This window comes from Streptomyces johnsoniae (genome assembly GCF_031845565.1).
GTDB lineage: Bacteria > Actinomycetota > Actinomycetes > Streptomycetales > Streptomycetaceae > Streptomyces > Streptomyces johnsoniae.
Window position 1 is genome coordinate 116,186 of the sequence record NZ_JAVREV010000015.1, and the last position, 17,241, is coordinate 133,426.

Annotated in this window: 20 protein-coding genes; 6 read left to right on the top strand and 14 right to left on the bottom strand. The window is 73.0% G+C overall.

The window, feature by feature from the left end:
- Positions 1 to 23: 23 nt before the first annotated feature.
- Positions 24 to 1,676, top strand: a complete 1,653-nt coding sequence (locus RM779_RS24610; protein ID WP_311619937.1) for an FAD-binding dehydrogenase — start codon at positions 24 to 26, stop codon at positions 1,674 to 1,676.
- A 10-nt stretch (positions 1,677 to 1,686) separates the two neighbouring features.
- Here the strand turns inward: RM779_RS24610 and RM779_RS24615 are convergent, their stop codons facing one another.
- Genes RM779_RS24615 through gvpO form a run of 10 tightly spaced genes read right to left on the bottom strand, consistent with a single transcriptional unit; the run spans position 1,687 to position 6,523 of the window.
- On the bottom strand, positions 1,687 to 1,968 hold the full coding sequence (locus RM779_RS24615; RefSeq protein WP_311619938.1) for a gas vesicle protein K: 282 nt from the start codon (positions 1,966 to 1,968) through the stop codon (positions 1,687 to 1,689).
- A complete protein-coding gene (locus tag RM779_RS24620; protein ID WP_311619939.1) occupies positions 1,965 to 2,177 on the bottom strand; it encodes a gas vesicle protein in 213 nt (70 codons plus the stop codon). The genes RM779_RS24615 and RM779_RS24620 overlap by 4 nt, the downstream gene beginning before the upstream one ends.
- Complete coding sequence (locus RM779_RS24625) at positions 2,174 to 3,028, bottom strand: GvpL/GvpF family gas vesicle protein (RefSeq protein ID WP_311619940.1); 855 nt, start codon at positions 3,026 to 3,028, stop codon at positions 2,174 to 2,176. The genes RM779_RS24620 and RM779_RS24625 overlap by 4 nt, the downstream gene beginning before the upstream one ends.
- Complete coding sequence (locus RM779_RS24630) at positions 3,025 to 3,366, bottom strand: gas vesicle protein (RefSeq protein ID WP_394813382.1); 342 nt, start codon at positions 3,364 to 3,366, stop codon at positions 3,025 to 3,027. Before RM779_RS24630 ends, RM779_RS24625 begins: the two co-directional genes overlap by 4 nt.
- Positions 3,363 to 4,235 (bottom strand): SRPBCC family protein, encoded by an 873-nt coding sequence (locus RM779_RS24635; RefSeq protein WP_311619941.1) that lies wholly within the window; start codon positions 4,233 to 4,235, stop codon positions 3,363 to 3,365. The genes RM779_RS24630 and RM779_RS24635 overlap by 4 nt, the downstream gene beginning before the upstream one ends.
- 28 nt (positions 4,236 to 4,263) lie before the next feature.
- Complete coding sequence (locus tag RM779_RS24640) at positions 4,264 to 4,716, bottom strand: hypothetical protein (protein WP_311619942.1); 453 nt, start codon at positions 4,714 to 4,716, stop codon at positions 4,264 to 4,266.
- Between the two features lie 8 nt (positions 4,717 to 4,724).
- The gene (locus RM779_RS24645; RefSeq protein ID WP_311619943.1) at positions 4,725 to 4,973 is read right to left on the bottom strand and encodes a gas vesicle protein GvpG; all 249 of its coding nucleotides are present in this window, start codon (positions 4,971 to 4,973) and stop codon (positions 4,725 to 4,727) included.
- Positions 4,973 to 5,713 carry a GvpL/GvpF family gas vesicle protein gene (locus RM779_RS24650; protein ID WP_311619944.1) on the bottom strand — a complete coding sequence of 247 codons (741 nt, stop codon included), beginning with the start codon at positions 5,711 to 5,713 and terminating at the stop codon, positions 4,973 to 4,975. The genes RM779_RS24645 and RM779_RS24650 overlap by 1 nt, the downstream gene beginning before the upstream one ends.
- Positions 5,710 to 6,171 (bottom strand): gas vesicle protein GvpJ, encoded by a 462-nt coding sequence (gene gvpJ / locus RM779_RS24655; RefSeq protein ID WP_077062312.1) that lies wholly within the window; start codon positions 6,169 to 6,171, stop codon positions 5,710 to 5,712. Before gvpJ ends, RM779_RS24650 begins: the two co-directional genes overlap by 4 nt.
- 49 nt (positions 6,172 to 6,220) lie before the next feature.
- The gene (gene gvpO, locus RM779_RS24660) at positions 6,221 to 6,523 is read right to left on the bottom strand and encodes a gas vesicle protein GvpO (RefSeq protein ID WP_079252243.1); all 303 of its coding nucleotides are present in this window, start codon (positions 6,521 to 6,523) and stop codon (positions 6,221 to 6,223) included.
- An 88-nt stretch (positions 6,524 to 6,611) separates the two neighbouring features.
- On the opposite strand from gvpO, the gene RM779_RS24665 reads away from it, so the two are divergent.
- From RM779_RS24665 to RM779_RS24675, 3 genes are all read left to right on the top strand, one after another.
- Positions 6,612 to 7,739: a DUF2330 domain-containing protein gene (locus RM779_RS24665; protein ID WP_311619945.1), complete on the top strand. Its 1,128-nt coding sequence runs from the start codon at positions 6,612 to 6,614 to the stop codon at positions 7,737 to 7,739.
- A 104-nt stretch (positions 7,740 to 7,843) separates the two neighbouring features.
- Positions 7,844 to 8,593, top strand: a complete 750-nt coding sequence (locus tag RM779_RS24670) for an SDR family oxidoreductase (protein ID WP_311619946.1) — start codon at positions 7,844 to 7,846, stop codon at positions 8,591 to 8,593.
- Between the two features lie 52 nt (positions 8,594 to 8,645).
- Complete coding sequence (locus RM779_RS24675) at positions 8,646 to 9,452, top strand: class I SAM-dependent methyltransferase (protein ID WP_311619947.1); 807 nt, start codon at positions 8,646 to 8,648, stop codon at positions 9,450 to 9,452.
- A 1-nt stretch (position 9,453) separates the two neighbouring features.
- On the opposite strand, the gene RM779_RS24680 is transcribed toward RM779_RS24675, so the two are convergent.
- Together RM779_RS24680 and RM779_RS24685 are read right to left on the bottom strand one after the other, a co-directional pair.
- Complete coding sequence (locus RM779_RS24680) at positions 9,454 to 11,109, bottom strand: BCCT family transporter (protein WP_311620027.1); 1,656 nt, start codon at positions 11,107 to 11,109, stop codon at positions 9,454 to 9,456.
- 290 nt (positions 11,110 to 11,399) lie between these two features.
- Complete coding sequence (locus tag RM779_RS24685; protein ID WP_311619948.1) at positions 11,400 to 11,840, bottom strand: MarR family winged helix-turn-helix transcriptional regulator; 441 nt, start codon at positions 11,838 to 11,840, stop codon at positions 11,400 to 11,402.
- A gap of 96 nt (positions 11,841 to 11,936) precedes the next feature.
- Between RM779_RS24685 and RM779_RS24690 the strand changes: the two genes are divergently transcribed.
- Entirely contained in the window at positions 11,937 to 13,052 is a 1,116-nt protein-coding gene (locus tag RM779_RS24690) for a substrate-binding domain-containing protein (RefSeq protein WP_311619949.1), read from the top strand.
- A gap of 141 nt (positions 13,053 to 13,193) precedes the next feature.
- Positions 13,194 to 14,618 (top strand): transporter substrate-binding protein, encoded by a 1,425-nt coding sequence (locus tag RM779_RS24695; RefSeq protein WP_394813383.1) that lies wholly within the window; start codon positions 13,194 to 13,196, stop codon positions 14,616 to 14,618.
- 48 nt (positions 14,619 to 14,666) lie between these two features.
- Here RM779_RS24695 and RM779_RS24700 read toward each other — a convergent pair whose 3' ends face one another.
- Positions 14,667 to 16,436 carry a VanW family protein gene (locus tag RM779_RS24700; protein ID WP_311619950.1) on the bottom strand — a complete coding sequence of 590 codons (1,770 nt, stop codon included), beginning with the start codon at positions 16,434 to 16,436 and terminating at the stop codon, positions 14,667 to 14,669.
- A gap of 177 nt (positions 16,437 to 16,613) precedes the next feature.
- Entirely contained in the window at positions 16,614 to 17,078 is a 465-nt protein-coding gene (locus RM779_RS24705) for an ATP-binding protein (RefSeq protein ID WP_311619951.1), read from the bottom strand.
- Positions 17,079 to 17,241: the final 163 nt, after the last annotated feature.

The window sequence follows — 17,241 nt, forward strand, 5'->3', positions numbered from 1 at the left end:
CCGCGTCCAGGGAGGCCAGACCCATGGCGTACGACGCCGACGTCATCGTGATCGGAGCCGGCCTCGCCGGCCTGGCCGCCGCCGCCGAACTGGCCGATGCCGGGCGCCGGGTCATCCTGCTGGAGCAGGAGCCGGAAGCCTCACTCGGCGGGCAGGCCCACTGGTCCTTCGGCGGCCTCTTCCTCGTCGGCTCGCCCGAGCAGCGGCGGCTGCGCATCCGGGACAGCCGCGACCTGGCCTGGCAGGACTGGCTGGGCACCGCGGGCTTCGACCGTCCCGAGGACGACTGGGCGCGCCGGTGGGCCGAGGCGTACGTGGACTTCGCGGCGGGGGAGAAGCGCTCCTGGCTGCGCGGCCAGGGGCTGCGCTTCTTCCCGGTCGTCGGGTGGGCCGAGCGCGGCGGCCACGACGCGGCGGGGCACGGCAACTCGGTGCCGCGCTTCCACATCACCTGGGGAACGGGCCCCGGCGTCGTCGAGCCGTTCGAGCGCCGGGTACGCGCCGCCGCCGAACGCGGCCTGGTCGACCTGCGCTTCCGGCACCGCGTGACCGGCCTCGCCCGCAGCGCGGGCGCGCTCGACACCGTCACCGGCGACGTGCTCGCCCCGAGCGCGGCCCGCCGCGGCACCGCGAGCAACCGCCAGGTCAGCGGCGCGTTCGAACTGCGGGCCCAGGCGGTCGTGGTCACCTCGGGCGGCATCGGCGGCAATCACGACCTGGTCCGCGCGCACTGGCCGCGGCGGCTCGGGACCCCGCCCGCGCACCTGCTCAGCGGCGTGCCCGCGCACGTCGACGGCCTGCTGCTCGGCGTCGCGGAACGGGCCGGCGGGCGCCTGGTCAACGGGGACCGGATGTGGCACTACACGGAGGGCATCACCAACTGGAACCCGATCTGGTCGGCGCACGGCATCCGCATCCTGCCGGGCCCGTCGTCCCTGTGGCTCGACGCCACGGGCCGCCGCCTGCCCGTGCCGCTGTTCCCCGGCTTCGACACCCTCGGCACGCTGGAGCACATCACGCGCTCCGGCCACGAGTACACCTGGTTCGTGCTCACCCAGAAGATCATCGAGAAGGAGTTCGCGCTCTCCGGCTCGGAGCAGAACCCGGACCTGACCGGCCGCAGCGTCCGCGACGTCCTCGGCCGGGCCCGCGCGGGCGCACCCGCGCCGGTGCGGGCGTTCATGGAACACGGACCCGACTTCGTCGTGGAACGCGACCTCGACGCCCTCGTGCGCGGGATGAACGCGCTGACCGGCGAGGATCTGATCGAGGCGGGCGCGCTGCGCCGCCTCGTCGAGGCCCGCGACCGGGAGCTGGGCAACCGGTTCACCAAGGACCTCCAGATCACCGCGCTGCGGGGCGCTCGCGGTTACCTCGGCGACCGGCTGATCCGCGTCGCCGCGCCGCACCGGATGCTCGACCCGGCGGCCGGGCCGCTGATCGCCGTCCGGCTGCACGTGCTGACCCGCAAGACGCTCGGCGGGCTCCAGACCGACCTGTCCGCGCGCGTCCTCACCCCGGAGGGCGAGCCGCTGCCGGGCCTGTACGCGGCGGGGGAGGCCGCCGGGTTCGGGGGCGGCGGCATGCACGGCTACCGTTCGCTCGAAGGCACGTTCCTCGGCGGCTGCCTCTTCTCCGGCCGCACCGCGGGGCGGGCCGCCGCCCGCGCCCTGTGACGCGACGGGCTCAGCGCGGCAGCAGCGGGCCGAGGGGGCCCAGGTCGAGGTTGAGGTCCTCCGGTGCGAGGTCGTACTGGGCGCACAGCTGATCCATCCGCTCCGACAGGAGCATCAGCGTCAGCCCGATCCGCTCCTCCTGCCGCTCGTCGAGGTCGCCGTGCTCGACCCGGCGCAGCGCCTGGCGCTCCATCAGCTGGCGCAGCAGTTCGATGACGGTGAGCACCAGCCGCATCAGGTCACGTTCCACGGTGTCGCGGTCCATCTCGATCCGCGCTTCTCGTGCGTTCATTTGTCCTCTTCCGTGCCGTCCGTGGCCCCCAGGACCGCCTGCCCTGCGGCCGGTGCGACGGAGCTGACCAGCGCCCGCAGGTCGATGCGCACCAGGTCCACGTCGGCGATCCGCAGCGTCAGGTTGCCCGTGAGCACCACACCGCCCGCGAGCAGCCGGTCGAGCAGGTCGACCAGCGCGATCTCGCGCGTCGCCAGTGCGTCGTTCACGTCGCGTTCTCCTGGGTCGGCTCCGGGGCCGGGGCCGGAGCCAGGTCGTTCACCTGTGCGAACGAGTACGGCGCCCAGGGCCCGGTCAGGCTGAGCCGCGGGCCGCTCAGCTGCCCGGCCAGCCGCCCGACCAGGGCGCAGAACTCCTGTTCGCGCTCCCGCGGTACGAGGTAGGCGCCGTTCAGCAGGTTGCGGCCGGACTCGCCGGACAGCCGCGGGTCCTGCGGGCGGTGCAGGCGGGACTGCTCGGCGACGGCGTCGAGGTCCAGGTGCACCGCCCGCGCGGTCTCCTCCGCGCGCCGCCACGCCTCGTCGTCCGTGGTACGGCGCCGGGCGCGCTGCCGCAGGTAGTCGCGGCCGGTGGCGGGCGCCGTCTCGGTGCGCTCCGGCGCGTCGGCGAACACCTTGACGCCCCATTCGGCGCGGCCCGTCAGCCGGCTGATCGCTTCGAGGAAGCGCTCCTGGTTGGCCGCCAGCAGCCGCCGCACCCCCGCGGTGTCCCGGCAGACCGTGGCGAGGCGCAGCGGCAGCACGCAGCCAGGGTCCGCCGTCAGCGCGTCGATCACGTGCTGGTGGCCGCGGGCCGTCGCCTCGAGCCAGGCCAGGTCCTCCAGATGCCGCCGCAGTGGCTCCTCGGCGAAGTCCGCCGCGGGTACCGCCCCCACCACCGCCGTGAGGTCGTCGTGCGGCACCGCGCACAGCGGGGCGCCGTCCACGCCGCGCAGCCCTTCCGGCGGCGGCGGGCCCGCGGCCGGGGTGACCGCGTACACGTACCAGTAGCGCCGTACCCCGTCGGCGAGCGTCCCCGTTCCGGTGTCCGCCGTTCCGGTGTCCGTTCCCGTGTCCGTCATGGCGTCTCCTCCTGCCGCGTCTCCAGGGCCGCGACGCGGTCGCGCAGCCGTTCGATCTCGCGGTCGGGCTCCCGCGAGCGCGCGCCGGAGGACAGGGACGGGTCGTGCTCCCACCAGTCGATGCCCATTTCCTTCGCCTTGTCGACGGAGGCCACCAGCAGCCGGATCTTGATGGTGAGCAGCTCGATGTCGAGCAGGTTGACCCGGATGTCCCCGGCGATCACCACGCCCTTGTCCAGCACCCGTTCGAGGATGTCCGCCAGGTTGGCGCTGCCGCCGCCGGTCTCGGAGAGCGAGGGCGTGCCGCCGTACGGGCCGCGCATCGCGGGGGAGGTCATGACCGCGCGTCCTTGTCGTTCTCCTCCTCCGCCTGTGCGTCGCGCTCCTCGCGCTCCTCGCGCTCCTCGGCGGCGGCCTCGTCGTGGCCGACGGCCACTTCGCCGTGGTCGATCTCGCCGCGCCAGTCGCCGGTGGCCTCGCCGCGCAGCATCAAAAACCTGCGGAAGTTCTTCAGGTCCAGCCGGGCACGGCGGCCCTGGGCCCGCCACAGCGCGCCGGTCCGCTCCATCAGGCCCTTGGGGTAGTACTCGATGACCAGCAGCACGCGCGTCAGCGTCTCGCCGAGCCGGTGGAAGGTGACGACGCCCTTCGTGGTCCCCTTGCCGCCCTCCGAGGTCCAGGCGATCCGTTCGTCCGGCACCTGCTCGGTGATGTGGGCCTGCCAGCTCCGCTTCGCGAAAGCCACCTTGGCCCGCCAGTTCGTGGTCGTGTCGTCGACCTGGTCGACGCTCTGCACGCCCTTGGCGAAGCCGGAGAACTCCTGGAACTGCGTCCACTGGCCGTACGCCTCGCGCACCGGAACGCCGACGTCGATGTCCTCCACGACCGTCAGGAACTTGCCGCTGCTGCCGCTCTTGCCGCCGTCCTTGCCGCCGTCCTTGCCGCCCAGGTGCGGCAGGTGCGGTTTGGGCACCGTGGAGACGACCTTGTCCTTCAGTCCGGTGGCGCCCGCCTCGACGGCCGCGCGCACCGGGCCCTTGCCCTCGGCGGTCTTCTTGCCCGTCGCCATCGCGAGTTTCACGGGTCCTGTGCTCCTGCCCTCTGCTATGTCGGTCAGCTTGGCCGTCGCCCGGCCGAGGCCGCGGCTGGTCCTGACGAGCAGCCGCTCGGCCTGGGCCGTCGCGAAGGCCGCGGCCTCCTGCTTCACGCGGTCTCCCGGACTGGGTTTCGCCGTGTCAGTCATCCTTCTCGCCTCCGCCCGACCGTTTGGCCTGCGCGCTCTTGGCGGGCTGCTTGGCGGCCCGCTTCGCCGGCGCGGCCGACGCGGCGGACTTGGCCTTTCCCGCCGAGCCGCTCGCCGAGCCGCTCGCGGAGCCGCCCGCCGCCCGGCCGGTCTTCTTCGCGGTGTCCGCGGCCTTGCCACCGGTGTCGGCGGCCTGCGAGGCCGCGCCGTTCAGCTGCTCCTGCACCGCCTCGGTCCTGCCGTGCAGACCGTCGGCCAGGTTGTCCAGCGGGCCGGCGACGAGCGAACGCGCGGTCCCGCGCAGCTGGTCGCCCGCCCGGAGCAGTCTGGGGTTCGTCAAGTCGACTTTCCTGGCCACCGCGACTCCGCCGAGCGCCAGTGCCAGCTTGGCCTTCTTCGTCCGGCCGAGCACGTAACCCGTGGTCACGGCAAGGCCAAGTGCCATTCTGTTCGTCAACGTGTCATCCAATCGTGAGTGGGGTGGAGGCGGTCGAGCAGTTCGTCCTCCCGCCGCTCGAACTCCGCCTCGTCGATCGTGCCGTTGATCAGTTCCTCCTCCAGGGCCGCCAGCTCCCGCTGCACCACCGCCGGGTCGTAGAACGTGCGTTCCGCCTCCGCCACGACCTGCCCCAGCACCCAGCCCGCGCCGCGGGCCGGAGCGAGGGGCAGCATCAGCAGCTCCCGCAGCAGCCCGAAGGCCATCAGGCGACCTCGGCCGGTTCGGTCCGCACGAAGCTGTACGGGGGGAGCGGCCCGCTGACCCGCAGGTCGAGCTGCGGGCTCGCCTCTCGCAACTCCTCGACGGCCGCGAGGAAACCGGCGGCCTCGTCGCGCCCCACCAGGTAGGAGACGTTGACCACCCGGCCCGTGCCCTCGGGGCCCGGCAGGCTCGCGCCCGCGTGCGGGGCGAGTGCCTCCTCGACGGTGCGCGCGTCCTCGGCCTCCCGGTCCCGCACCGCCTCGGCCACCAGCCGGCCGAGCCGCAGCCTGTCCTGGTAGGTGGCGTCGCCGCCGGTCCTGGTGGTCTCGTTCAGCCGCCGGATCTCGGGGCTCTCGTCGAGGACGCGCCGCAGCACGACGTTCTCGTGGTGCATGGCCTTGACGTTGTACTCGACGCGGTCCGCCACGTGGTCCAGCTGCTCGCGGTACAGCTCGGCGTGGTCGGCCAGGGCCGAACGGACCGCCGTATCGTCGGGCGACACGCTGCCGAACCGCAGCGGCAGCACCGCGCCGCCCGCCGCGGCCACCGTCAGCACCCGCTGGTGGGCGAACAGATCGCGCCGCTTGGGGCGCAGCCCCGGCGGGCAGTCGCTGACGATGGCGGTCATGCCCGCGGAGCGCAGCACGCGCACCGGGCGCGGCGGGTCGCCGACGCCGGCCAGCCCGTCGGGGAGGAGGCGCGGCGTACCGGCCCGCGCGATGCCGTACACGTAGGTGGTCATTCCGCGTCCTTCTCCCGCCGGGACGACGTGCTCGAACGGCGGGTGCGGCGCGGCTCCTTCTCGGCCTCCTCGCCCTCGCTCTCGCCGTCCTTGCCCTGCCGGAACGCGTCGGAGATGGTCTCGGCGGCGCCCGCCAGGGCGCCCTTGGTCTTGCCGCGCGCCCCCGATTCGGTCACGGACCCGACCAGTTCGGGCACGCCCGGGTCCTTCTTCGGCCCCGCCTCCAGGTCGAGCCGGTTGCACGCCTCGGCGAAGCGCAGGTAGGTGTCGACGCTCGCCACCACGACCCGGACGTCCACCTTCAGAATCTCGATCCCGACCAGCGAGACCCGGACGAACGCGTCGATCACCAGCCCGCGGTCGAGGATGAGTTCCAGCACGTCGTAGAGGGTGCCGGAGCCGCCGCCCCCGCCGGCTCGGTTCGCCGTCGGCTGTGTTGTCGCGACTGCTGTGGTCATGCTGTGGGCCTCCTGCCCGGCCTTGCCGGCCTCGTCGTCGCTCCGACCGCTACCGCTGGTCGGAGCGCCCTCGTTCGTAGCGCCGCACGCGCCGGTAGCCGGTGACCTCGCCGTCCGGGCCGACCGCGACCTCGTAGGTCGCCATCAGACTCATCGTGTCCGGGACCCGGGACAGTTCGAGGACCTCGGCGTCGAGCACCCAGCCGTCGCCCGAACGTTCCAGCCTGGTCACCGCTTCCGGGCGCAGACCGGTCAGCTCGGCGAACTCGGCGCCCGCCGTGCGCATGACGTCGAGCACCGGACGAGGGCCGTCGTCATCGCGTCTCTCTGCTTGCGTGTTCTTCTCTGCCATGGCTCGTGCCGGGTTCCTTGGGAAACAGGCGCCAAACGTGCCTGTCCGAAAGGAACCGGTGTGTACCGCGAGCCCGTCCATGCAGATGATGAGCACTGGAAGAAATGCGGCCACGACCGTTCTGCTCCTGCTCCTGGCCCAGTTGGCGGCGGTCGCCTGGCCCGCGTACGCGTGCGGCTGCGGCGGCATGGTGACCGACCCGGACACGCCGGTCACCGTCGAACAGGAGACATCGGCGGTGAGCTGGGACGGCACGACGCAGCGGATCGTGATGAGCCTGACGGTGGGCGGCGAGGCGAGCGAGGCGGCGTGGATCATGCCGGTGCCGAGCCGCGCCGAGGTCGAACTCGGCGACCGGGAACTGTTCGACGACCTGCGCGCCGCTATCCGGCCGGTGCGCGAGACCCGCCACTACTTCTGGCCGCGCGAGGGCGACTGGCCGCTCGGCTCGGACGACATGCGGAACGGCGCCGGGGGCGGCGCGCCGCAGGACCGCGGCGCGGGCGTGGACGTCATCGGCCGCGACCGGCTCGGCCCGTTCGACGTCGCACGCCTGGCCGCGACCGACCCGGCGGCGCTGGACGCCTGGCTCGGTGAGAACGGCTTCGACCTGCCGGACCGGCTCGCGGACGAACTGGCCCCGTACGTCGAGCAGCAGTGGGAGTACGTCGCCATCCGGCTGGCCCCCGAGGAGGCGGGCGGGGAGACGCCCGCCGTGCTCGGCGGCACCCTGGACCCCATCAGCCTCACGTTCGCCTCCGACGAACTCGTCTACCCGATGCGGCTCTCCCGCGCGGCGACGACGGAACAGTCCCTGCGGCTGTACGTCCTGGCCGAGGGCCGGATGGAGCCGCAGGACACCATCGGCGGCGAGGAGCCCGCCATCGCCTTCGCCGCGCCGCTGACCGTGGCCGAACAGCCGGCGGGCCCGCTGCGCGACCTCGCGGCGGGCCCGGCGTTCCTGACCGTGCTTGACCAGGAGTTCCCGCGGCCCGAGCTGATCGACGGCGACCACGTGCTGCGCCGCACGGCCGAGGACACCGAGTACCGGCCCGTGATCTACGAGGACCGGCTGCTCACCTGGGGCGGCGTCCCGGCCTGGATCGTGACCACCGGCGGCACGGCCCTGGCCGCCGTGCTCGCGCTGCTCCTCGTTCAACGGGCGCGCCGCCGCCGGGCGTACGCCCGCCCGTACGCCCCGCACCCCGGCGCCTGACAAGCGCGCGGGGGCAGTGCGCCGTCCGTTTCCCGCCAGCGCGGCCAGGTGCCGCTCGCCTTCACTGAGGGCGTTCGCACCACCGAGCAGGAGGAGCAACCGACATGACCGTGCAGAGCGGACTCGGCGGCAAGGCGGCGCTGGTCACCGGCGGCAGCAGAGGGATCGGCGCCGCCGTCGCCCTGCGGCTGGCGCGCGAGGGCGCCGACGTCGCCATCACCTACGTCAGGAACGAGGAGGCCGCCCACGAGGTGGTGGCGAAGATCGAGGCGGCCGGGGTCCGCGGTGTGGCGCTGCGCGCCGACGTCGCCGACGCGGCGGCCGTCACCGGCGCCGTCGGGCGGGCCGCGGACGCGTTCGGGCGGCTCGACGTGCTGGTCAACAACGCGGGCCTCGGCGTGCTCGCCCCGGTCGGCGACCTGACGACGGCCGACCTGGACCGGGTGCTCGCGGTCAACGTGCGGGCCGTCTTCCTGGCCTCCCGGGCCGCGGCGGCGCGCCTGGCGCGCGGCGGCCGGATCGTGTCCGTCGGCAGCGCGCTGACCCGGTACGCGGGCGGCCCCGGCGGCACGCTGTACGGCATGAGCAAGGCCGCGCTGACCGGGCTGACCAAGGTGCTGGCGCGCGAGGTCGGCGACCGCGGCATCACGGTCAACGTCGTGAGCCCGGGGCCGGTCGACACCGACATGAACCCGGCGGACGGCCCGTTCGCCGAGCCGCAGCGGGCGGCGACCGCCCTCGGCAGGTTCGGCGGCGCCGAGGAGGTGGCGGCCATGGTCGCCTACCTGGCGAGCGACGAGGCGGCGTACGTGACGGGCGCCGAACTCGTCATCGACGGCGGCCATTCCGCCTGACGCGGGCGGAAATCCGCTTGCGGCGCGTACCCGCCGTTCGTACGGTCGCCCCATGATCGAGGACTGGCTGCGCCACAACCGCGAGAACTGGGACGACCGGGTGGCGGTGCACGCCGCGAGCGAGTTCTACGACCTGCCGGCCTTCCGGGCCGGCGAGGACCACTTGCGGCCGTTCGAGCCTGACGAGTTGGGCGAGGTGGCCGGGCGAAGCCTGCTGCACCTCCAGTGCCACATGGGCCAGGACACGCTCTCCTGGGCGCGCCGCGGGGCCCGCGTCACCGGCCTCGACTTCTCGGCCGAGGCGGTGCGCACCGCCTCGGCCCTGGCGGCCGACACCGGCCTCGCCGACCGCGCCAGGTTCGTCGTGTCCGACGTGTACGAGGCGGAGGCGGCGCTGGGCGGAGAGCGGTTCGATGTCGTCTACACCGGCATCGGCGCTCTGGTGTGGCTGCCCGACCTGCCGCGCTGGGCCCGGGTCGTCGCCTCGCTCCTCGCCGAGGGCGGCGTGCTGTACCTGGTGGAGTTCCACCCGTTCACGGAGCTGCTCGGCGAGGACGGCAAGGCCGTCGAGCGGGACTACTTCGACCGGGCGGGCGAGACGTTCGACTTCGAGCACACCTACACCGACGGTCCGCCGCTGTCGCGGACGGTGCAGGTGCAGTGGCACCACCCGCTCGGTGACATCGTGACCGCGCTGGCCGGGGCGGGCCTGCGGATCGACTTCCTGCACGAGCACGACCACACGATGTGGCCGCGCTTCCCGGTCCTTCAGCGGGCAGGCGCCCGCGAGTACCGGTACCCGGCGGGCGAGCCGCGCGTTCCGCTGATGTTCTCGGTGCGCGCGACCCGCCCCGCCTGAGCTACTTCCCGGTCGATTCGGGCGGCCTGCCCGGCCCGACCTTTATGTCGACTCCGTCCTCGGTCCCGTTGGAGCCGGGGCCGATGCGCAGCTCGAAGTCGCCGTTGTACTGCTCGTGCCCGGCGATGACGGCCATCTCCACGGCCTCCTCGCCGCGCTCGCCGCGCAGGATGAGCGGGTCGCGGCGCAGGTCGCGCATCAGCGCGGCGCAGAGCCCGATCATCACCAGGGTGAACGGCACGGCGGCCAGGATCGTCAGGTTTTGCAGGCCGTCGAGTGCCGTGCTCCCCTCCTCGCTGATCAGCAGCATGATGGCGGCGACGGCACCGGTGAGCACGCCCCAGAAGATGACGAGGACGCGGCTCGGCTCCAGGGCACCGCGCTGGGACAGCGTGCCCATGACGATGGAGGCGGCGTCGGCGCCGGAGACGAAGAAGATGCCGACGAGGATCATCACCAGAATCGCGGTGATGCTCGCGATCGGGAACTCGCTGAGCGTCGTGAACAGCTGCGCCTCGGGCGTCGCCTCGGCGGAGATGTTCGCGCCGTTCTGTTCCTCCCGCATGCCGGTGCCGCCGAAGATGGCGAACCAGACCAGGCTGACCGCGCTGGGCACGAGGATCACGCCGCCGACGAACTGCCGGATGGTCCTGCCCCGGCTGATGCGGGCGATGAACATGCCGACGAACGGCGTCCAGGAGATCCACCACGCCCAGTAGAAGACCGTCCAGCTGGACAGCCAGCCCGCGATGCCCTCGCCGCCGCTGGCCTCGGTGCGCGCGGCCATGTCGGGCAGGTCGGAGAAGAAGGTGCCGACCGAGGTCGGGATCAGGTCCAGGATCAGCACGGTGGGGCCGACGAGGAGGAGGAACAGGGCGAGCAGCGCGGCCAGCACCATGTTGATGTTGGACAGCCACTGGATGCCCTTGGCGATACCGGAGACGGCCGACAGCACGAAGGCCATGGTCAGCGCGGCGATGATCAGAACGAGCATCCCGTTGCCGACGTCGGACATCCAGTCCAGATGCTCTATGCCGCTGCCGATCTGGAGCGCGCCGAGTCCCAGGGACGCGGCGGAGCCGAAGAGGGTCGCGATGATCGCCAGGATGTCGATGGCGCGGCCGACTCCGCCGTTGGCGTGCCGCTCACCGATGAGCGGCGTGAACACCGCGCTGATCGTCTGCCGGCGCTTGCGCCGGAAGGTGCTGTAGGCGATGGCCATGCCCACCACCGCGTAGATCGCCCAGGGGTGCAGCGTCCAGTGGAAGAGGGAGGTCGCCATGGCCGTGGCCATGGAGTCGCCCTCGTTGGCCGGGGACGTCCCCGGCGGCGGGCTGACGAAGTGGGTCAGCGGCTCGTTCACGCCGAAGAACATCAGGCCGATGCCCATGCCGGCGCTGAACATCATGGCGATCCAGGAGACCGTCCTGAACTCCGGCTTCTCGCCCTCTTTGCCCAGCGTGATCCGGCCGTACCTGCTGACCGCGAGCCACAGGGCGAAGACGACGAATCCGGAGGCGACGAGCACGAAGCCCCAGCCCGCGTGGTGAATGACGCTCTCCAGTATGTCGCCGGAGGCGTCCGCGAGTGACTGCGACGACGCGGCGCCCCAGACGACGAACGCCAGCGTCACCACTGCCGCGACCCCGAACACCACCGGGTCCGTCTGCGGTCCGCCGAAGAACGTCCGTCTGCTGCCGCCCGCCGTGGTCGGGCCTCCCTTGTCGCCTGGCACGCGTATCAATCCTTCCCTTCAACATGTAGCGGATGGGCGGCCCGCTGGGGGCCGCCCTGTGCTGCGCGGGCGGCTACCCCGATTTCCGTGATGCATGCGAAAAAAACTCACCACTCAGCGACGAAAAAGCCCAGCGTGAGTGAGCAGATTCATACCGTAGCCGCTCCGGAGGGCAAAACACCCGGCACCCTATGAAAAGGGAAGCGGTGCGTTCAAGCGGTGAAGTCCACCGGGGTGGGAGCCGCGGGCTCCTCCAGGCCCGCCGCGAGCCGGCGCAGCAGCACCGCGAGCAGCTCGTCGTCACCGCTGCCCGGCAGCAACTCCCAGGTGCCGCGCACCCGTTCGTCCAGGTGCCGCCACCGCTCCGCGCCGCGCGGCGTCAGGTGGGCGAGGATGCGGCGGCGGTCGAGCGGGTCGACGCGCCGGTGCACCATGCCGTCGTCGACCAGCTGGTCGACGAGCCGGGTCAGGGTGGGCGGCGGAAGCAGCACGCAGTCGGCTATCGCCGTCATCCCGTGCCCCTCGCCGTCGGCGAGCAGCGACATCACCCGCCACGCCTCGACGGAGCACCCCGCCTCGTCCAGCACCCCCCGCAGCCGCCGAACGGCCAGCCGCTCGGCCCGGGTCAGCAGGTCCACGAGATCAACGGGCATGGGGCCATCGTACGGCCGGTGCGCGGGGCGCGGCCCGCGCGTCTCGTGGTGCGGTCCAGGAGTGCGTGCGCCCCCGCAAGCCGCCATCATGGGCCGGTGACGCGCACGGACCGACCCGCGCCGCTGAGCCCCGACCCCGAGGTGCTCGGCGTCGCCCTGGTCGTACCCCGGCAGGGGCCGGCCGGGATCTTCGGGCCGGCCTGCGAGCTGTGTGCGCGGCTGGCCGCCGACGAGGTGAACGCGGCCGGCGGCGTGCTCGGGCGCGAGCTGCGGCTGGTGACCGTGGACGGCGGGGCGCCGCCGCGGCAGGTGGCGGCCGAGGTGGAGCACCTGGTCGCGGCCGGCATCGTGCACGGCGTCACCGGCTGGCACATCTCCTCGGTCCGGCAGGCGGTCGCCCCACGCATCGCCCGGCACGTGCCCTACGTGTATACGGCGCTCTACGAGGGCGGGGAGGACTCCGAGGGCGTCTACCTCACCAGCGAGACGCCGGACGGCCAGCTCCGCCCGGCGATGCGGCTGCTGGCGGCGGAGCGGCGGGTCCGCCGCTGGTACGTCGTCGGCAACGACTACATCTGGCCGCGCCGCACCGCCCGCGCCGCGCACGCCTATGCGCGCGAGAGCGGCGGGCGGATCTGCGGCGAGAGCTATCTGCCGCTGGGCACCGACGATTTCGCCGCGGCGCTGGCCCGCATCGAACGGCAGGCCGCGGAGGCGGTGCTGATGCTGCTCGTGGGCAGCGACGCCGTCCGCTTCAACCGGGCGTTCGCCGCCGCCGGGCTCGACCGGCAGTGCCTGCGCCTGAGCACGCTGATGGACGAGAACATGCTGCTGGCCAGTGGCGCCGACGCGACCCGCGGACTCAGTGCCACGGCCGGGTTCTTCGGCGCCCTCGCCACCGCCGACACCCTCGACTTCCACGGCCGTTACGCGGCCAGGTTCGGCCCCGATGCGCCCGCCCCGAGCGCGCTGGGGGAGTCCTGCTACGAGGGCGTGCTGCTGCTGGCCGCGCTGATCACCAGGGCGGGCTCCTGGGCCGTGCCGGCGATCGAGGGCGCGGTCGGCGACGTCGCGTGGGAAGGGGCCCGCGGGCTGCTGCGCCTGAACGGGCGTCACGCGCGCCAGCGGATCTACCTCGCCGAGGCGGACGGGCTCGATTTCGCGGTGACGGCGGACCTCGACGGCTGGAGCGGGCCGCCAGAACGGCCGTGATACTTCCGAACGGAAGTATTAATGGCGAGGAAATCCCGGGGAAACAGCCCCCTTTGAAGCTGTGGCGTGCCCATGCCGGGCGGCGCGGCCCGGCTCCCCACCCCCGCATTCCCGTCCCGCGAGGGAACAAGGGGGACGGACATGCCCAAAGCCCGGGGACCCCGCCTGCTCACGACCGTACTGGCCCTGCTGACCGCCGTGGTGATGACGGCCCGCGGGGCCAGAACGGGAGAGGACATGCCCGCCGGCAGCGTCGCGGAAGTCGACACGTCGGGCGACACCATCAAGGTCGGCCTGCTCAACTCCCTCTCCGGCACCATGGCCATCAGCGAGGTCACCGTCCGCGACGCGCTGCTGCTCGCCATCGACGAGATCAACGCGGCCGGCGGCGTGCTCGGCAGGCAGATCGAGCCCATCAGCGAGGACGGCGCCTCGGACTGGCCCACGTTCGCGGAGAAGGCGGAGAAACTGATCCGGCAGGACCGGGTCGCCGCCGTGTTCGGCGGCTGGACCTCGGCCAGCCGCAAGGCCGTACTGCCCGTCTTCGAACGCAACGGCTCGCTGCTGTTCTATCCCGTGCAGTACGAGGGGCTCGAACAGTCGCCCAGCATCTTCTACACCGGTGCCACCCCCAACCAGCAGATCGTCCCCGCCCTGGACTACCTCCGCGAGGAGGAAGGCGTCGATTCGCTCTACCTCGTCGGCAGCGACTACGTCTTCCCGCGCACGGCCAACCGCATCATCAAGGCGTACGCCGAGGAGCACGGCATCGAGATCGCCGGCGAGGACTACGCGCCGCTCGGCTCCACCGAGTTCGCCACGATCGCCAACAAGGTGCGGGCGGCGGGCGCCGACGCGGTGTTCAACACCCTCAACGGCGACAGCAACGTCTCGTTCTTCCGCGAGTACCAGGCGCTCGGCCTCACCGCGGAGAGCATGCCCGTGCTGTCCGTGTCCATCGCCGAGGAAGAGGTCCGCGGCATCGGCGCACAGACCCTCGCGGGCCAGCTGACCTCCTGGAACTACTACCAGACCACCCGGAGCGCGGCCAACGAGCGCTTCGTCGCCGCCTACCAGGCCGAGTACGGCGAGGACCGGCCGACGTCCGACCCCATGGAGGCCGCCTACACCTCCGTCCACCTCTGGGCCGCCATGGAGAACCTGCGCCTCGTCGCCGACGGCCTTAAGGACGGCCGGGCGGCGCTCGACGAGGCCCTCGACCTGTTCCCCGCGCTGCGGGCCGCGGGCGGGCGCAGGGCCGGGCTGCTGTCCGGCGGCCAGCGGCAGCAACTCGCCATCGCCCGCGCCCTGATCACCCGCCCGGGACTGCTGCTGCTCGACGAGCCCACCGAGGGCATCCAGCCCTCGGTCGTCGCCGACATCCAGCGGACCGTTCTGGAGCTGAGCGGGCGCGGCGGCCTGTCGGTGCTGCTGGTGGAGCAGCACGTCGGCTTCGCCCTGCGGGCCGCGGAGCGGCACTACGTGCTCCAGGCCGGCTGCGTCACCTCCGCCGGCAGCGGCGACGCGCAGGCGGAGGCCGCCGTGCGGCGGGCACTGAGGGTGTGAGCCCGCCCCCTGGCCGGCCCGCGGCAGCCGCGGACCGGCCAGGGGACGTCAGTCCGCCGTGGGGCAGGTGACCTCGTCGCGCGGCACGTAGGTGGTGCGGAACGTCTCCCGCCCGGCTTCCTGCCCGCCCTCGACGAACACCCGGTCCACCGCCACGTCGAAGCCTTCGAGCGGCGGCTGCGGAACGCAGTCCTCGCCCTCGTCCTCCCGGCGTTCCGGCTGCGTGACGTTCTCCCGCGGCCCGGCCTCCGCCAGGACCTCGTCGTACCGCTTGGTGCCGAGGAAGGTGATGGTCACCGAGGTGTCCGTGGCGCTCGCCAGGATGTAGATCGCGTGGCCCGAGTCGTTCAGGAAGCGCAGGTCGAGGCTGCCCCAGGCGACCGTGGCCTCCCGCCCCTCGGGGTAGCGCTCGATGTAGAAGGAGTGCGCGCCGTACTCCACGGGGTCCACCCCGGCGAAGAACACCGCGTTGAACATGGTGGTGGCCACCGCCGAGACGCCGCCGCCCTGCGCGCGTTCGTACTGGTCGTCGAGGATGATGACGCCCTCGACGAAGCCGTTCTCCTCGGTGCGTTCGCCGACCGTGTCGTTGAAGCTCCAGGTGTCGCCGGCCGGCACCAGCGAGCCGTTGATCAGCTCGGCGGCCCGGCCGATGTTCGTCGTCCGGTAAGCCGCCGGCTCGAAGCCGACGGTGAAGGACGACATCTCCTCCACGATGCCGAGTTCGCGGTAGTTGTCCGCGTTCAGCTCCGGCTCGACCCGCTCGGTCGGCAGCGTGCCCGTGCGCGCGGCCTCGCCGCGGCCCGGAAGCAGCGGGAGCACCGTGTCGCCGAGGCCGTCCGTCACGACCCGGGTGCCGGGGGCGCCGCCCTCGGCCACCACCTCGCCGCCGGTCAGCCGCAGCGTCGCGTCGGTGGGGGCGACGGCCGCGCGGGCGAACGGCTCGGCCAGCCGCTCGTCGTCCGCGAGTGCCTCGCCGTCCAGCGCGGGGGAGAGGCGGCCGGCGCCGTCCGCGTTCATGGTCAGGTGGTCGCCGATGACCTCAGGCGGCAGCTCGATCCTGGCGCCGCCCGCGTCCAGCACGACAGGTCCTGACATGGCCGGCTCGGCGAACTCCTCGACGGCGCGCGCCACCTCGTCCGCGTCCGTGACCGGCTGGGCCGCCGTCACCGGAAGCCGCAGCGGACCGGCGGCGTCCGGATCATCGCCGGACGGCAGGAAACCCTCCCGCAGCAGGCCGAGCGACTCCGCCACGTCCAGTGAGGACCCGGCCCGTGCCCGCGTGACGCGGACCGCGCCGTCCTCGAAGGCGACCGCGCCCTCCGAGACGGTGGTGTCGGAGTCCTCGGCCAGCGCGGTCAGCGCGGCACGCCCCGCCTCCTCGTCCTGCCGCACCACCGGGTCGATCTCCCCGCCCTCGGTGCCGAAGAGTCGGCCGAGCAGGCCCGGCCGACTCGCGCGGTCCACCGTCGCCGCGGGGTCGAACGTGAGACCCGCCACCGCCGGGTTCAGCTCGTGGGGCTCGTCGTCCTCGCCGATCAGCACCTCGACGGGCGCGGCGGCGGGCGCGGCCAGCTCCGTCGTCAGCCGTTCGCGCGCGTCGTCCGGCGAGAGCCCGCCGATGTCGACGCCGCGGACGGTGGTGCCGGGGGCTATCTCGCCGCCGAGCGCGAGCGAGCCGACGAGGAAGAGGCCGCCGATGCCGACGGCAAGGCCGCCGCCGAGCAGCACGAAGCGCGGTATGCGGGGCGGGCGGGGCCCTGGCCCGGACCCGGGAACGTGGGGCGGGTGGGGCGGGGGTGGCGGTATGACGGCCACGGAACTCCCTCGGGGCGTCGCGCGGGGCGGCGGCAGGACGCGAGGAAGCCTAGCAATGCGTGCCCGGCACCAGGAATGGCGCGGTACGCGGGCGGAAGCGGCAAAAGCGGCAGAAGGGGCCGGAAGTCCGGCCCGTGGCCGTGATCGTGGCCGCGATCGTGGTCGTGGCCGCGATCGTCAGGGGCGTATCTCGGCCCACACCGTGCAGCCCGTGGCGCGGTCCGGCCCGATGACGCCCCAGCGGGCGGCAAGCGCGTCGAGGAGCAGCAGGCCGCGGCCGTGCTCCGCGTCCGCACTCGCGGCGTCGGGGGTGCGCTTGTCGAGGCCCGGGCCCTCGTCCGCGACCTCGATGCGCAGCCGCAACAGGCCGGTGGCCTCAAGCCGACAATGCACAACGTCACTGTCCGTGTGCAGAATGGCGTTGGTGAACAGCTCGGAGACGACCAGCTGCGCCGTGTCGCAGACCGTTTCCGGCAGCCCCCAGTGGCCGGCCCGCAGGGCGACCCGGCTGCGGGCGGCGGCCACGGAGGCCGCCAGTGCGGGCAGTTCGAAACGCTCGCCGCGCCGGCCCGCGTGCGCGCCGACCGGAGCGGGGAGCGGCCGGGGGCGGGGGAGCGGCGTCGTGCCGTGAAGTGGGGACACGGTCCTGGTCGCCTTCCGTGGTACCGAAGCCATCGTGAGCCGGGTCACCTGTTAACTATGCGCATCCATGTGCGCATTGCGCAAGCGGAGTTCTGCGATTTGCAGAAAGCGAAGGGATGTCTGTCGATGCCACTACCCGGTGTGGCAAACTTCTTCCGTACCT

Excerpts from the sequence above, each read along its gene's own strand:
- RM779_RS24675 (WP_311619947.1), top strand. The coding sequence starts at position 8,646 with ATGATCGAGGACTGGCTGCGCCACAACCGCGAGAACTGGGACGACCGG.
- gvpJ (WP_077062312.1), bottom strand. The coding sequence starts at position 6,171 with ATGACCACAGCAGTCGCGACAACACAGCCGACGGCGAACCGAGCCGGC.
- RM779_RS24650 (WP_311619944.1), bottom strand. The coding sequence starts at position 5,713 with ATGACCACCTACGTGTACGGCATCGCGCGGGCCGGTACGCCGCGCCTC.
- RM779_RS24640 (WP_311619942.1), bottom strand. The coding sequence starts at position 4,716 with ATGGCACTTGGCCTTGCCGTGACCACGGGTTACGTGCTCGGCCGGACG.
- RM779_RS24625 (WP_311619940.1), bottom strand. The coding sequence starts at position 3,028 with ATGACGGACACGGGAACGGACACCGGAACGGCGGACACCGGAACGGGG.
- RM779_RS24670 (WP_311619946.1), top strand. The coding sequence starts at position 7,844 with ATGACCGTGCAGAGCGGACTCGGCGGCAAGGCGGCGCTGGTCACCGGC.
- RM779_RS24685 (WP_311619948.1), bottom strand. The coding sequence starts at position 11,840 with ATGCCCGTTGATCTCGTGGACCTGCTGACCCGGGCCGAGCGGCTGGCC.
- RM779_RS24615 (WP_311619938.1), bottom strand. The coding sequence starts at position 1,968 with ATGAACGCACGAGAAGCGCGGATCGAGATGGACCGCGACACCGTGGAA.
- RM779_RS24695 (WP_394813383.1), top strand. The coding sequence starts at position 13,194 with ATGCCCAAAGCCCGGGGACCCCGCCTGCTCACGACCGTACTGGCCCTG.
- RM779_RS24610 (WP_311619937.1), top strand. The coding sequence starts at position 24 with ATGGCGTACGACGCCGACGTCATCGTGATCGGAGCCGGCCTCGCCGGC.
- RM779_RS24630 (WP_394813382.1), bottom strand. The coding sequence starts at position 3,366 with ATGACCTCCCCCGCGATGCGCGGCCCGTACGGCGGCACGCCCTCGCTC.
- RM779_RS24645 (WP_311619943.1), bottom strand. The coding sequence starts at position 4,973 with ATGGCCTTCGGGCTGCTGCGGGAGCTGCTGATGCTGCCCCTCGCTCCG.
- RM779_RS24665 (WP_311619945.1), top strand. The coding sequence starts at position 6,612 with ATGAGCACTGGAAGAAATGCGGCCACGACCGTTCTGCTCCTGCTCCTG.
- gvpO (WP_079252243.1), bottom strand. The coding sequence starts at position 6,523 with ATGGCAGAGAAGAACACGCAAGCAGAGAGACGCGATGACGACGGCCCT.